Origin of the sequence: Neoaquamicrobium microcysteis, assembly GCF_008180155.1 — a bacterium.
Classification (GTDB): Bacteria; Pseudomonadota; Alphaproteobacteria; order Rhizobiales; family Rhizobiaceae; genus Aerobium; species Aerobium microcysteis.
Genome location: NZ_VSZS01000065.1, coordinates 311569 through 325238, shown reverse-complemented (window position 1 = coordinate 325238; position 13670 = coordinate 311569). Strand labels below are relative to the sequence as shown.

Annotated in this window: 18 protein-coding genes and 2 tRNA genes; 8 read left to right on the top strand and 12 right to left on the bottom strand. The window is 62.2% G+C overall.

Translation table 11 applies throughout. The features are described 5' to 3' along the window. Window positions 1–112 precede the first annotated feature (112 nt). A tRNA-Ser gene (locus tag FY036_RS16960) sits at window positions 113–202 on the top strand. 162 nt (window positions 203–364) lie between these two features. Here the strand turns inward: FY036_RS16960 and FY036_RS16955 are convergent. Then, window positions 365–449 (bottom strand) — tRNA-Leu (locus FY036_RS16955). A gap of 176 nt (window positions 450–625) precedes the next feature. On the opposite strand from FY036_RS16955, the gene lipB reads away from it, so the two are divergent. Next, window positions 626–1417: a lipoyl(octanoyl) transferase LipB gene (gene lipB, locus FY036_RS16950; protein WP_148915916.1), complete on the top strand. Its 792-nt coding sequence runs from the start codon at window positions 626–628 to the stop codon at window positions 1415–1417. A gap of 149 nt (window positions 1418–1566) precedes the next feature. Here the strand turns inward: lipB and FY036_RS16945 are convergent, their stop codons facing one another. Next, on the bottom strand, window positions 1567–2094 hold the full coding sequence (locus FY036_RS16945) for a gamma carbonic anhydrase family protein (protein ID WP_148915915.1): 528 nt from the start codon (window positions 2092–2094) through the stop codon (window positions 1567–1569). A gap of 33 nt (window positions 2095–2127) precedes the next feature. Next, entirely contained in the window at window positions 2128–2454 is a 327-nt protein-coding gene (locus tag FY036_RS16940; protein WP_148915914.1) for a DUF6949 family protein, read from the bottom strand. Between the two features lie 188 nt (window positions 2455–2642). Between FY036_RS16940 and FY036_RS16935 the strand changes: the two genes are divergently transcribed. Beyond that, window positions 2643–3317 (top strand): hypothetical protein, encoded by a 675-nt coding sequence (locus FY036_RS16935; RefSeq protein WP_235897698.1) that lies wholly within the window; start codon window positions 2643–2645, stop codon window positions 3315–3317. A 5-nt stretch (window positions 3318–3322) separates the two neighbouring features. Here the strand turns inward: FY036_RS16935 and FY036_RS16930 are convergent, their stop codons facing one another. Next, entirely contained in the window at window positions 3323–3532 is a 210-nt protein-coding gene (locus FY036_RS16930) for a DUF3126 family protein (RefSeq protein ID WP_148915912.1), read from the bottom strand. 108 nt (window positions 3533–3640) lie between these two features. Then, the gene (cysE, locus tag FY036_RS16925; protein ID WP_148915911.1) at window positions 3641–4459 is read right to left on the bottom strand and encodes a serine O-acetyltransferase; all 819 of its coding nucleotides are present in this window, start codon (window positions 4457–4459) and stop codon (window positions 3641–3643) included. Window positions 4460–4569: 110 nt separating this feature from the next. Between cysE and FY036_RS16920 the strand changes: the two genes are divergently transcribed. Continuing rightward, window positions 4570–5370: an enoyl-CoA hydratase/isomerase family protein gene (locus tag FY036_RS16920; protein WP_148915910.1), complete on the top strand. Its 801-nt coding sequence runs from the start codon at window positions 4570–4572 to the stop codon at window positions 5368–5370. Window positions 5371–5467: 97 nt separating this feature from the next. Beyond that, window positions 5468–6661: a winged helix-turn-helix domain-containing protein gene (locus FY036_RS16915; RefSeq protein WP_148915909.1), complete on the top strand. Its 1194-nt coding sequence runs from the start codon at window positions 5468–5470 to the stop codon at window positions 6659–6661. On the opposite strand, the gene FY036_RS16910 is transcribed toward FY036_RS16915, so the two are convergent. Genes FY036_RS16910 through FY036_RS16895 form a run of 4 tightly spaced genes read right to left on the bottom strand, consistent with a single transcriptional unit; the run spans window position 6658 to window position 9456 of the window. After that, window positions 6658–7524 (bottom strand): alpha/beta fold hydrolase, encoded by an 867-nt coding sequence (locus tag FY036_RS16910; RefSeq protein ID WP_148915908.1) that lies wholly within the window; start codon window positions 7522–7524, stop codon window positions 6658–6660. The two genes, FY036_RS16915 and FY036_RS16910, sit on opposite strands and share 4 nt — an antisense overlap. Further along, a complete protein-coding gene (locus FY036_RS16905; RefSeq protein WP_148915907.1) occupies window positions 7521–8291 on the bottom strand; it encodes an alpha/beta fold hydrolase in 771 nt (256 codons plus the stop codon). The genes FY036_RS16910 and FY036_RS16905 overlap by 4 nt, the downstream gene beginning before the upstream one ends. Before the next feature lie 26 nt (window positions 8292–8317). Further along, window positions 8318–8824 (bottom strand): DUF192 domain-containing protein, encoded by a 507-nt coding sequence (locus tag FY036_RS16900; protein ID WP_148915906.1) that lies wholly within the window; start codon window positions 8822–8824, stop codon window positions 8318–8320. 38 nt (window positions 8825–8862) lie between these two features. Then, window positions 8863–9456: a cold-shock protein gene (locus FY036_RS16895; protein ID WP_148915905.1), complete on the bottom strand. Its 594-nt coding sequence runs from the start codon at window positions 9454–9456 to the stop codon at window positions 8863–8865. Between the two features lie 222 nt (window positions 9457–9678). Here FY036_RS16895 and FY036_RS16890 point away from each other — a divergent pair, with 222 nt between their 5' ends. After that, a complete protein-coding gene (locus FY036_RS16890; RefSeq protein ID WP_148915904.1) occupies window positions 9679–10119 on the top strand; it encodes a VOC family protein in 441 nt (146 codons plus the stop codon). Window positions 10120–10154: 35 nt separating this feature from the next. Here FY036_RS16890 and FY036_RS16885 read toward each other — a convergent pair whose 3' ends face one another. Both FY036_RS16885 and FY036_RS16880 read right to left on the bottom strand, forming a co-directional pair. Continuing rightward, the gene (locus FY036_RS16885; RefSeq protein WP_148915903.1) at window positions 10155–10673 is read right to left on the bottom strand and encodes a hypothetical protein; all 519 of its coding nucleotides are present in this window, start codon (window positions 10671–10673) and stop codon (window positions 10155–10157) included. A gap of 146 nt (window positions 10674–10819) precedes the next feature. Then, entirely contained in the window at window positions 10820–11296 is a 477-nt protein-coding gene (locus tag FY036_RS16880; RefSeq protein WP_148915902.1) for a hypothetical protein, read from the bottom strand. A 219-nt stretch (window positions 11297–11515) separates the two neighbouring features. Between FY036_RS16880 and FY036_RS23960 the strand changes: the two genes are divergently transcribed. Both FY036_RS23960 and FY036_RS16875 read left to right on the top strand, forming a co-directional pair. Next, window positions 11516–11689: a hypothetical protein gene (locus FY036_RS23960; protein ID WP_201744788.1), complete on the top strand. Its 174-nt coding sequence runs from the start codon at window positions 11516–11518 to the stop codon at window positions 11687–11689. A 62-nt stretch (window positions 11690–11751) separates the two neighbouring features. Further along, complete coding sequence (locus FY036_RS16875; RefSeq protein ID WP_148915901.1) at window positions 11752–12780, top strand: DUF1176 domain-containing protein; 1029 nt, start codon at window positions 11752–11754, stop codon at window positions 12778–12780. Window positions 12781–12784: 4 nt separating this feature from the next. Here FY036_RS16875 and FY036_RS16870 read toward each other — a convergent pair whose 3' ends face one another. Next, window positions 12785–13591, bottom strand: coding sequence for an alpha/beta hydrolase (locus FY036_RS16870; RefSeq protein WP_235897697.1), 807 nt, complete (start codon window positions 13589–13591; stop codon window positions 12785–12787). Window positions 13592–13670: the final 79 nt, after the last annotated feature.

Here is a 13670-nt window from a genome sequence, read left to right as displayed (position 1 = left end):
TTATGACCATCGTCGCCACGCTAGTGGCTTTGGCAGGATGAGAGCGATGCCGAAGCGGCCGCGTTAGTGCTTGAATTGGATATCCAGCTGGCGCATACAGCCGGCGCTGCACGGAGGGATGGCCGAGCGGTTTAAGGCACCGGTCTTGAAAACCGGCGAGGCAGCAATGTCTCCGTGGGTTCGAATCCCACTCCCTCCGCCAGGCTATCGGGCAGCAGAGCCTGTTTCCAAAACTGTAAGTGCCTTGGAGCCGTTCTTGTGCGGTACAATTGGGCCGATCCAGCTCGCCAGACTGTGCGCCGATCCAATATAGACAAGGGGGTAGTGCCAAAGGCGTATCGGCTCGAGCGAGCCGAGAGGGTGATGGTGCGGTCGAGAAGACTCGAACTTCCACGGGTTGCCCCACAGCGACCTCAACGCTGCGCGTCTACCAATTCCGCCACGACCGCACGTCACGAAGGGCCGGGTTCGACCGGCCCGGCGCATGTAGCAAATCGGTTTGGGGGACACAAGTGCGTCGGCGACGATTTGCATACAAATGCAGCGTCTATCGCACGCCCTTCCAAACTGGACGTTTCAGCGCCGATCGCCCATATGAAAAGGGTGCAATAAACGCGACGATTTCATGATTGAACGCAACCTGCTGGAAGCCTCCTTCCTCCCCAAGGCCGACACTCGGCCCGTGGAATGGAGCATCACCCCCGGCCTGACCGATTACGCAACCGCGCTGGCCGTTATGGATGCTCGCGCCGTCGCGATCCGGGATGAAGGCGCGCCCGAACTCGTCTGGCTGGTCGAGCACCCTCCCCTCTATACGGCCGGCACCAGCGCCGACCCGAAGGATCTCATCGACACGGAACGGTTCCCGGTATTCGCCACCGGACGCGGCGGCGAATATACCTATCATGGGCCAGGACAGCGCGTGGCCTACCTGATGCTCGATTTGAAGCGTCGCCGCGAAGATGTGCGCGCCTTTGTTGCCGCGCTCGAGGCATGGATCATCGGCTCGCTCGATCGTTTCAACGTAAAGGGTGAACGCCGTGAAGACCGCGTGGGCGTATGGGTGGCGCGACCGGATCGCCCGCCCCTGCCCGACGGCAGTCCTGCAGAAGACAAGATCGCGGCGATCGGCATTCGCCTGCGTCGATGGGTCAGCCTCCACGGCATCGCGGTCAACGTGGAACCCGACCTGTCGCATTTCGGTGGCATCGTCCCGTGCGGCATCACCGGCTACGGAGTCACCAGCCTTGTCGATCTCGGCCTGCCAGTCAGCATGACGGATTACGACTCAGCACTACGCGCTGCCTTTGAAGACATTTTCGGTCAAACGGAAGGGGCCGGCGCCTACATCGAACCGATCAGCAGCGCCATGGCGACGACAAACGCGCTCATCGAGACAAGCGAGACGACATCCTGAAAGAACTCAGCCATTTCCCTCTCCTGTATTTCCTATGATCCTTTTATGTTCTCTTTTTGTTCGTTCGTCAAGTCGCATTACGACGTGCCGGTGTCGCGTGTCTACGCCCGTTTAGGCCTCGCTTAATCCGTATTGGGGACGTTCCGCTATCAGATGGGCTTGAGACCTGCCTTGAAGCGCTTGGCATTGGCTACATAGCTCTCGGCAGACAGCCGCAGGCGGTCCGCCGCTGCGTCGTCGATCTGGCGCACTGCCTTGGCCGGCGAACCGACGATCAGCGAGTTGTCCGGAAACTCCTTGCCTTCGGTAACCAGCGCACCGGCCCCGACAAGACAGTTCCGGCCGATGCGCGCGCCGTTGAGCACGATGGCGCCCATGCCGACAAGGGTGTTGTCACCTATCGTGCAGCCATGCAGGATCGCGCGATGTCCTATGGTGCACCCGGCTCCCACGGTCAGCGGATAGCCCATGTCGGTGTGCAGCATGCAGTGTTCCTGCAGGTTCGACCCCTCTCCTATCGCGATCAGCTCGTTGTCGCCGCGCAGTACAGCGCCGAACCATACGCCTACCTGCGGGCCCAGCCGCACCTTGCCGATGAGGGTCGCGTCGGGCGCGATCCAGATGGTTTCCTCGTCGTCAAGCTGCGGCGCGACGCCGTCGAGCGAATAGGTCGGCATGTGAACTCACCTCGAAGCGGCCCGCAGAGGGCCTCAACCTAGGAGCACAGGCGCGAGGAGTGCAAGCTCCACGGCCACAATCCCCAGGGCGGTTGCCCAGATAATGGCCGCGACGCCGCAGAGCAGGAATGCCGAGCGGTCGATCGCCCCTGCCCGTCGGGCCGCGATCGCCTCGTTGGTCAGCATGAAGGGGCCGGCTGCCATCGTCAGCGCGAGCGACGAGCCGAATCGCCCCGGCATGACGAAGGGGGGTCGAAATCCCAGCCTCTGCCCGACAATCAGCTCGATAGTGCTGCCGGCAAGGCCACAAAAGGTCAGGCCAACGGCAAAAGCGTAGGCAAGCAAGGAGAACGACTGCATCGTTTACGCTCCATTTACCATGGAAAGGTGATCTTTCCCGGCACAGGTCGCAAGGCAGGCAGCAAGAAGCGTGCCGCCTTGCTGTCCCGTTTGGGGACGGGCGCAGACAAGTCGAGAGCAGCAGGGTGCAAACCGAAATGACGCAAGCATCGCACGGAGCCCGGCCAGTTCCGGTCCGCTCAGGGTTCATGCTGCGGGTTTTCTTCGTATTTCTGGGGCTCGCGCTGCTTTCCGGCGTCATCAGCCTCGGTGGAAAGTGGGCGGGACGGTCGATTGCGATGGCGGGCCACACCGACGACACGACGGTTCATGAGATCGTCATCGGCAACGACGTGCTGGCCGTGCCGGCCAATGCGATCCGCTTTGAGGCGGCGCGGCGCAGCGGGGTTGCGGCCCGGCTCGACCTCTATCTGCGCTGGCCGCAGATGGACGGGTACAGCCACGAGGCGCGGGACGCCTTCAACCATGCCGATGGCGCGCGCAACATCCTGTTTCTCACCTTCGACGTGCCGATGATGTCGCGTGACATGACCGGGCGGTTCGAACCGATCTACCGGGCGCTGGTCGAGGGGCCCGGTCGTGCGGGCCCCGCGGGTCTGACGGTCTATCCGTTTACGGAAAAGTCGGGCTACGTGGATGAGGTGCTGGTGGTGGGCGACGAGGGCGGAAACCACCCGTTCGTGGCGCGCTGCCTTGCGGGAGATGCAGCGCGCGAATCGCTCGCTCCATGCGAGCGCGATATCCACATCGGCGACGGCCTCAACCTCACTTATCGTATGCCGGCCGAGCTGGCCGGCTCATGGCGTGAGGTAGACGAGGCCGTGCGAGAGGCTGCCGGCCGCTTCCTGCAAACCGGCAAATAGGCCGGTTATTCCAGGTCGATGTCGAGAATGGCCATCGAGAAGTTATAGGACAGGTCGCCGTCATCATCGTCCTTGAAGATGATGCCGAGAAACTCCTCACCGAGATAAAGCTCGCACGAATCGTCCTTGCGCGGGCGCGCCTTCACCTGCAATTGCGGGTTCTGGAACGTACGCTTGAAATAGGCGTCGAGCTTCCTGATCTCTTCGGGTTTCAAATCCTGTCTCCGGTGGCTGTTGATAGGAGGCGCTTCTGGCACGCTGGATACAGCCATGTAAAGTCCGCGCCCAACCTTTCAAGCCGACGTTGCGGGAGAAGCCGTGCCTTACTCGTCGCCAGAGAGAAGCTGATCCATCGCGCGCGACGGCTCGTCACAGCCGGCTTCGCCCACGATACGCGCCGGCACGCCGGCCACCGTCTTGTTGTTAGGGATCGAGTTCAGCAGAACCGACCCCGCCGCCACCTTCGAGCAGTGCCCAACCTCGATGTTGCCGAGAATCTTCGCGCCGGCCCCGATGAGAACGCCGTGCCTGATCTTGGGATGACGGTCACCCCCGGTCTTGCCGGTGCCTCCCAGCGTTACGCCGTGCAACATGGAGACGTTGTCCTCGACGACAGCAGTCTCGCCCACGACCAGTCCGGTCGCATGGTCGATGAAGATGCCCTTGCCGATACGCGAGGCAGGATGAATGTCGGTCTGGAACACGGCAGAAGATCGGCTCTGCAGATAGAGCGCGAAGTCCCTGCGCCCCTTGTTCCACAGCCAGTGTGCAAGCCGATGCGTCTGGATCGCGTGAAATCCCTTGAAGTACAGGACCGGCATCAGGAAGCGGTCGCAGGCTGGGTCGCGATCGTAATAGGCTTGGATATCGACGCGCACCGTCGCGCTCCACTCCGGCACCTCGCGCAGCATGGCGTGGTAGGTCTGCCTTATCAGGTCTGCCCCGAGGTCGGCATGGTCGAGCCGCTCCGAAAGCCGATGGATGACCGCAGCTTCGAGGCTGTCATGGTTAAGGACGGTCGAATAGAGGAACGCCGCAAGCAGCGGGTCGTTTTCCACCGCTTCGGACGCCTCGCGCCGCACGCTCGTCCAGATCGGATCCACGGGCTGGATGGCTTCATGCCGTACCGCGCTGGTGCTCATCGGGCTCTCCCGTATCAAACGCTTGCTTTGGCCTGTCGCGAACCATAATCCCTTTGCGAAGTCAAATGAACCGCATTTTCCTTAATGCAGCATCAAGCGGATTGGTTCTCATGCAGACCGGCCCTCAGGTGAAAACAGGTTTCCTTCGAACCGGCCACTCAAACGGCGTCGTCACCATCACGATCGACCGGCCTGAGCGCAAGAACGCGATGACGCAGGCGATGTGGCGGGAGATGGCCGCGCTGTTCGCAGACATTGCGGAAGACGCATCCGTCCGTGTCGTCGTGCTGGCCGGCGCGGGCGAAGATTTCTGTGCGGGAGCGGACATAACCGAGTTCGATACAGCTCGTGGCTCCACCGACAATGCGCGATCCTACGAGGCGGACAACTCGGCAACGTTCGCCGCCATTCGCAACTGCCCTGTTCCCACCATCGCAGCCATCCGGGGCATATGCTTCGGTGGCGGGTTCGGCATGGCTGCAGCCTGTGATTTGAGGGTGTCGTCGTCCACCGCGCTGTTCAGCGTGCCGGCGGCCCGACTGGGCCTTGCCTATCCCGTCGACGCGATGGCCGACATCGTCAATGCCCTGGGGCCACAGATGGCGAAATACCTCGCCTTCTCCGCTGCCCGGCTGGATGCTCGGTCGGCTCTCGATGCCGGGTTCCTTCTGGAAATCGTCGAGCCCGGCGGTCTGAGCCTACGCACGGCGGAGTTGGCCAGGACGATTGCGGATAACGCGCCGCTGTCGATCCTCGCCTCGAAAGCGTCAATTCGGGCTTCGCTATCCGGCGACCGAGACGATGCCTCACATGCGATTGTTCTTGGCAACAGAACTTTCGAAAGCACGGATTACCTCGAAGGACGCAGCGCGTTTCGCGAAAAGCGGCCGCCAGCTTTCACCGGCCGATGAACTCCTGCCATGCCGCTGTCAGGAGCAATAGGCTTCATGCTTGATTGCCCCGCGTGTTTCAGGTGGATGAAGCAATCTCCAAGCTTAAGTTCCTGTCATGACGATTCTCGTTTCAAACCGCCAGGCCCGCCACCACCTGATGAGCCTTGCCGGTCTCGTTGGATTACCGGCTGGTCCGATGCGCCGCGAAGGTCTCGCCGAGACCGTCGCGAGCCTTGGGTTTGTGCAGGTTGACAGCGTCAATGTCCTCGAACGTGCCCACCATCACATCCTCTTTTCGCGCAGCCAGACGTATCGCCGCCGTGACTTGCAGCATTTGTTGGAAAAGGACGGGGCGTTTTTCGAGAACTGGACCCACGACGCCTCGATCATTCCGAGTTCCTTCTTCCCCTACTGGCGGCACCGCTTCGCCCGAGAGAAGATTCGCCTTCGCGCCCGTTGGAAGGATCATTTCGGGTCGGAAGGATTCGATGACGATCTTGCACGTGTGCTCGACCACGTCGCGGTCAACGGGCCAGCGATGGCGCGCGACTTCGAGGGAGACAAGCCGTCGACGGGTTGGTGGGACTGGCACCCTTCCAAGGCGGCACTGGAATTTCTCTGGCGAACCGGCGATCTCGCGATCGCACGGCGCGAAGGTTTTCAGAAGGTCTATGACCTCACCGAACGGGTCATTCCGCAACCCCATCGCGAACATGAGGTCGATCATGACGCGTTTGTCGATTGGGCCTGCCGGCAGGCGCTTACGCGACTGGGGTTTGCCACACGCGGCGAGATCGCAGCTTTCTGGGCGTTGCTCACGCCCGGCGAGGTCGATGAATGGCTTGTGCGCAATCGCGACGAACTCGTGAAAGTTCAGGTCGAAACCGTAGGTGGTGGAAAGCCGCGACCCTGCTTTGCCCTTCCCGAAACCGTGGAAAGCGCGAAAGAGACGCCGGAGCCGCAAGACAAGGTGCGCATACTGAGCCCGTTCGATCCACTGTTGCGCGACCGCGCCCGCACGGAGCGCCTTTTCGGCTTCTTCTATCGGATCGAGATATTCGTGCCGGAAGCCAAACGACAATACGGCTACTATGTGTATCCGGTGCTACGTGGCGACCGCGCGATCGGGCGCATCGATGTCAAGGCGGAGCGTGATCGCGACGCGCTCGTCGTGCGCGCATTCTGGCCCGAGGCGGGCATCAGACCCTCGCGTGCCCTCGTCTCGAAGCTGGAAGCCGAACTTGAGAGGTTGCGTCGCTTCGCAGGCGTCGGCAGCGTTGCTTTCGTCGATGGCTGGCTGAAAGGCTAAGCCGCTTCCCGATCCGTCAGAAAATCCAGGATAGCCGCGCAGAACACGTCGTTCTTGTCGCCGGCCACCATGTGCCCTGCTCCGCCTACATCGACATAGCTGGCCGACGGCGCCAGTTCCACGAACTCGCGGGCGAAATCCTCATGCACCAGCTCCGACTGCATGCCCCGCACCAGAAGTGCCGGCACATGCAGGTTGGGAAGGTTCGCAATCAATTCTTCCATCGTCTCGCGCGCGGCCAGATTGATGTTGCGCTCGCTCCGCATGAAGGCTGGGTCCCAATGCCAGCGATAGCGGCCGTCATCGCCAAGCCGCAGGTTCTTCTTCAGCCCTTCGAGAGAGCGCGGGCGTTTGCGGTTCGGCAGATATTCGGCAATGGCGTCGGCCGCTTCATCGAGCGTTGCGAAGCCCTCTTCCATCCGTTCGCCCATGAAGCCCTGGATTTTTGCAACGCCATCCGGGTCCATACGCGGCGTGATATCGACCAGAACCAGCGAATCGAGCAGCGGTCCGAACCGCGTTTCCGCTATCAGCGACGACAGGCCTCCGAGCGAAGCGCCTACGGCCGACGGGGCGGCGTGAAACCGCGATGCCGTCTGACGGATGATTGCGGCTGCATCCGCGCCGAAATCGGCGAACGTATAGTTGCCGCTGTCGACCCAGTCGCTTTCGCCGTGCCCTCGCAGGTCAACGGTGATCGCACGCATGCCGTTGTCTGCCACGCGCCTGGCTGTCGCGTCCCATGCACGGCGGGTCTGGCCACCGCCATGGAGGAACAGGACAGGATGGCCGCGCCCGTCCCAAAGGTCACCTGCGAGCCGATTGCCTTCCGCCCCGGCAAATTCGATCGGGGTCGGCGTCATTTGATCGGATGGTCCTTGAGGAACTGCAGAACGCGGGCCTTGAAGGTGCGGTCGCCCACCGCCAGCATGTGGTCGCGTCCCTCGATATCGAACGCCTCGGCATTCGGCATCAGCGCCGCCAGCTTTCGTGCGGAGCCGGCTATGTCGTCTGTAGTGCCCACCCCGACCAGTACAGGCTGGGTGACACGCGCCATGTCGGCCTCGCTCAGCAGTTCGCGCGAGGTCGAAATGCAGGCGGCCAAGGCAGCGCGGTCGCTCTTCGTCTGGTCGGCAAAGGCGCGGAACATCTTGCCGCGCGGATGCATGATGCTCGAGGCATCCGGCGCGACGAGCGCTTCGGCAATCGGGTCCCAGTCACCGACGCCGTCGACCATGCCGTAACCGAGCCCGCCGAGGATGAGCGTTGCCACCTTCTCCGGGTGCTCGAGGGCGAGAAACGTGGATACGCGCGCGCCCATCGAATAGCCGAACACGTGCGCCTTGCCGATGCCGAGATGATCGAGCAGTGCGGCGGCGTCCGAAGCCATCAGCGTCGGCGTGTAGTCGGCCTTGTCGTAGCTCTTGGTCGAACGCCCATGCCCGCGATTGTCGAGCGCGATGGCGCGGTAGCCCGCTTCCGTCAGCGTCTTGACCCAGCCGGGCGCGACCCAGTTGACGTGATGGCTGGATGCGAAACCATGGACCATCAGCACCGGTTCGCCGTCGCCGCTTTCCGGCTGGCGGTCGATATAGGCGATCTCGAAATCGTCGTTGAAGAATGTCTGCATGCGCCGCGATGTCCCCGGAAGCGGCGTCAGTCTGCGCCTGCAACCCTGTCGATGAGCGGATGGCGTATCCGGTCGCCATCGGCAATGCCGCTCTTTTGCGCGGTTCCAGCCTTCAGTTCAAGCACAAAGCGCGCCGGTTCTTCCGGGCCGATGGAGGCCGTGGAGAAAGGCTCTCCGGGCAGCGTCGCCACCACCCGTCCGTCCTCTCCTACGAAGATCAGATCCAGCGGCATCGGTGTGTTCTTCATCCAGAAAGAGAGCCTGCGGGTCTGATCGAAGACGAACAGCATGCCGTGGTCGTCCGCCATTGCCGTACGGAACATCAGTCCCGCCGAGCGCTTCATGTCGGTATCCGCAACTTCGATCGAAAACTGGACGCTGCCGCCCGCCGTCTCGACCACCAGCGGCGCACGATCGGTCGGCAACAGCATCGGCTGCCCCTCGGCGACGGGAACGTCACCGAGCGACGGCTGTACGAACCCCGCAAATATCAGGGTGAAGGCAATCAAGATTGTCCGGAGGTGGCGCAGCATGGAGCATCCCGCCTGCCGGGCTGTGGAATACCGTGGGGTCAATGCGAAACCGGCAGGGTTCCCATATCCGGGTGAATTTCGGCAGCCATAAGGCCCTTGTCACCCCGGCCGAAGCGCACCAGCACCACCTGCCCGGGCCGCAGCTCGGCCAGTCCGTAGCGACGCAGCGTCTCCATGTGGACGAAGATGTCCTCGGTGCCCTCGCCCCGCGTCAGGAAGCCGAAGCCCTTGGTGCGGTTGAACCACTTGACCAGCGCACGTTCCAGCCCGCTCTCCGCGGTTACAGCCACATGGGTGCGCTGTAGCGGCTGCTCGGCGGGATGGATCGCATTCGAGTTGTCCATCGAAACGACCTTGAAAGCCTGCAGGCCGCGATCTCCGCGCCGCACGAGACAGACTACGCGCGCGCCTTCGAGCGCGGTCTGGAAGCCGTCTTTGCGCAACGACGTAACGTGGAGAAGCACATCGCCGATGCCCGGCTGGTCGGGCAGAATGAACCCGTAGCCCTTGGCGACATCGAACCATTTGATCGCTCCCGAGATTTCGGTCAGCGCAGCCTCGTCTCCGTCGTCCGGATTCAGGGCTTCATCAACGGCCGCATAACGCCTCTCTGAAGAGGCCTTGTCCCCCATCCCGACACACCTTTCTTCAATCCGCCAAGTGATTCTGATCTGCAGGATAACACTGTGCGTTCATGGGTTAGCAAGAGCCGCGCCACATTTTTCAACATTTCCCCGACTGACAATACTGCCGTTCGACTTAGAGCCATGGACCGATGGATGACGCGAGGTTGCCGCAGGCCGTGGCCTGCGCCATATCAGGCACGCAAACGCAGCCACGAAACAGGAAACATCATGCGCTATCTGCACACCATGGTCCGCGTGAAGGATATCGACGAGTCGCTCGATTTCTACTGTCGCAAGCTGGGCCTGAAAGAGGTTCGCCGCATCGAGAATGAGCAGGGCCGCTTCACGCTTATCTTCCTCGCCGCGCCGGAGGATGAGGAGACCGGCATCGGCAAAAAAGCGCCGCTGGTCGAGCTGACCTACAACTGGGACCCGGAAGACTATCAGGGCGGGCGCAATTTCGGCCATCTCGCCTACGAGGTCTACGACATTTACGCGACCTGCCAGTTCCTCATGGACAACGGCGTGACGATCAACCGCCCGCCTCGCGACGGCAACATGGCCTTCATCCGCTCGCCCGACGGCATCTCTATCGAGCTGCTGCAGAAGGGCCCAGCCAAGCCCAAGGCCGAGCCATGGGCCTCGATGGCCAATACCGGCAGTTGGTAGGGAAAAGGCGGGCGACATCGTCGCCCGCCGATCCATCAGGCGTCGCGCTTGGCCTGCGCGCGCTTGTTCTGTTGCGAGACGCTCCCGACTTTCTTGGGCGCCGTTATCTTTCGGGCGCGCGTGCTCTCGGATGCTCGCATGCCCTTGCCGGCACTGCGGGTCGCCCGACGCTCCTTGCCGCCCTCCGCGGCCTGCCGCATCGAAAGCGCGTTCTGAGCGTTCTCCACCAGTTCCGCCCGCGCGGCCATCCGGTTGCGCCTGTCGCGCTCGCCATTCAGCCGTCGGACCGCCATTGCGAGAACCTCGGTCTTGCGGCGCGTGCCGCTGTCGTCGGCCGATGCCCGCACGCCTTTCGCCTCAGTCTTCCTGCGCATTTCGCGGCGCTGCCGATTCGCGGTCGACTGCGCCTTGTCGCGACGCTCGCGAAGATGTTTCGTCAGGTCTGAGAGTTCCGCGTCGGAGAGATCCTGTATGGCCGGATGATGCGACTTTTCAACGAGTTCGAGCTCCGCGGCATCCAGTGCGCGTGCTTCGTCCTTGCGGGAGTGAGCCATATTCGATTTCTCCTGTCTGTTGTCTTTCCTCGCGAACGCACGTCGGCAAGCCGACGGCTATAGTTCAACCGCCACGACGACGATTGGTTTCAGTCTGACGCGAGGTATGGCCTTTCGAAGGCCAGGGACGAAAAAGGACTGGAGTGTCAGCGCTTGCCGCGTTTGGCTTCGTCTATCAGCATATTCGCGATCTGCATGCGAAGAGCTGCACGGTCGCGCAGTTCTTCTGGCATCCGGTCGGGATGGTAGCGCATGGCGAATGCCCGCCTTGCCCTGTCAAGTTCGTCCGGCTTGCTCTTCGGCTTGATGCCCAGTTCCCGCGAAATGCTTTCGGGGTCGAGGAAGAAGAGGTCTTCGAGCGCCGGCTGGAGATGCGCAGGGGTTGCGGTTGCCGGCTTGACCGGCGGTGCCTCGCCCGATCCGGCGTTCTCGCCGTATTCCTGCGCTGCGCGATCGCGGAACAATTCTATGTTTTCAGCTTGCAACCGTTCGATCTGGTCGAGCATGTCGACCCGCAGGGACGGAGACAGCGTCGCAAGGCCCTCATCCGACTCGACCTCGTCGGCCGCGGCTATGAGCTGGTCCAGCAAGGACCCGAAATCAAGTTCCGCATTTGCGCCCACCGGAAGCCTCCTGTCCCAGGCGATTGCGACTGCCCGTCACCGTAAGGCCATCTGGTTAAAAAGGTTCCCTCAGAGTCCCCCTCGATTTTGAGCGTTCAACGTTCCTTCCCAGCGCAAGATAGCCTTACCGCGCATGGCAGCCATGCAGATGCTGCACTGCACAAAATTCAGGAATCTCCTTATCTTTGCTCGTGGGAGGAACAGCCAAAGGAACCTGACATGGCGTTCTTCACCGAGTTCTTCTCCCGCCCCCGCCCGGCAGCGGCCGAGCGGTATCGGGCCGTGCTCGCGATGCTCGAATCGATGAGCCCTGCCGACCGGGCCGACATCGGCATCAAGCCATCCGATTTTCCCCGCATCGCCCGCGAGGCGGCGTTGCGCCGCCCGGCATGACGCAAGGCGTCTTTTTCATGCCGCAAAGGAAGGCGTAGTCTCCGTCATCCACGGAGGAAACAATGCTGCGCCTTTTCCTGACCTGCCTTTTCGTCGGCTCGGCGGTTACCGCCAACGCGCAGGAGCAGGACTATCTCGACGACCGCTCTACCCCGTCCGCGCTGGTACGCTCGTTATACAACGCTATCGACCGCGCGGAATATGCACGCGCGTGGAGCTACTTCTCGGAGCCGCCTGCATCAGACGTCGACAGCTACGCCGAGGGCTACGCGCAAACCGAGCGAATCGAACTGATTACCGGCACACCCCACGAGGAAGGCGCTGCCGGCAGCATCTACTTCCAGCTTCCGGTGGCCTTTCTGTCCCACGGCACCGACGGTTCGCAGCAGGTCTATGCCGGTTGCTACACGTTGCGTATGGCTGATCCGACGATCGGCGAAGAGTTCGAGCCGCTGCATATCGAGCGAGGATCGCTAAATGCATCCGATTCGCCTTTCGGCGAGGCGCTGCCGCGTAGCTGCAACGGCACGGAACTGCCCGAACACGATGCGTTGCTGGAGCGCGCCAAGGCGATCTTCGCATCCTCTGCCCCGGCGGCCTGCCTTGCGGAACCTGCACTCGGCGATGCCGATCGCACTCCCGAAAGCTACACCATCAGTTTCCGCTACCGGCACGACGATGCCGGCCAACCCGAGCGAACGGCAAGGCTGTTTCGCTTCTTCTGCATGCGCGGGGCGTATAACGAGACCCACCTCTATTACATCTCGAACGACGACGGTGATGTGGAGCCGCTTCATTTCGCACGGCCGCAACTCGACATCGCCTATGCCGACGAAGACACGAACGAGGAGGTCGATTCGATCACGGTCACCGGCTTCAGCACGGCCGCGCAGCTGGTCAATTCGTCATTCGATCCCCAGGCTCAGACGATCAGCGAGTTCTCACGCTGGCGGGGTATGGGCGATGCGTCCTCGGCTGGCGTATGGGCATTTTACGAAGGCGGCTTCCGCCTCGTGCACTATGAGGTAGACGCGTCCTATGACGGCGAGGTGAACCCGGAGGTGCTGGTCGATTACGGAACGACGCCCTGAAAGCCTATCGCGCCGTCGCCATCCAGTTGAGCGTGCCGCGCCAGTCCGACATGCGGATGGGCGTTCCGTGGCTACCCGTTTCGAAGCGGACGAAGCGGGCGGGGTAGTTGGGAGCCTTGCTCAGGATGGAACGGAAGAATTTCTCCTGATTCTCGACCGGAAAGACCTTGTCGTCGCCGCCATGGCCGAAAAAGACCGGCACCCGCCGCTGAAACGCCCGGCTCGACAGAAACTTCTCGTCCCAGTGCGAGCCGAATAGCAACAGACCGCCGAGCTTCGGCGCAACCTGGGCGTCGTCGGCCAGCCGCCAGCATATGCCGCCCCCCATCGAGCCGCACGCGACGTAGACCGCCGCGCCGGGTGAGTGGGCGGCGTAAAGCGCGATCAGGCTTGCGACCTGCTTAGCGCCGGCGGCTGCGAAATCGGAAAAGTCTGTGGTGAGGTACAGGCCCCCGTTGCGCACGGCTAGGTTCTTGATGCGGTTGAAATTTCCGCCGAATGTGAAGTCGTCCATTCCCTGCCGGCGATTGCCGCCCTGGCCATAGAGATAGACGACGATGAACCGCGCGTTCTGCTGTTTGCCGACGGCGATATGCGGTATTCGGGCAACTTCAGTGGTCGCGAGCAGATCCTGCTGGTCCCGCCTTACGCCGACGTCGATATATTGTTGGTTCACGCGCCGCTCGGGCACGGCGTCTCGCGCGTTGATGTCGCGCTTGGACTGATAGTCGACCGTGAAATGGCGGCCGCCATCCGCCTCCGCCAGCAGGCGTGGATAAGCAAAGAGGTCGTCCTTGTATGGCGCCAGCATGTCGGCCGTTGCCGCTACCGACGATGCGGATGCGCAGAAAATCGCAAGTACAAGAGTTCGAAGCGGGTTATAGATACAG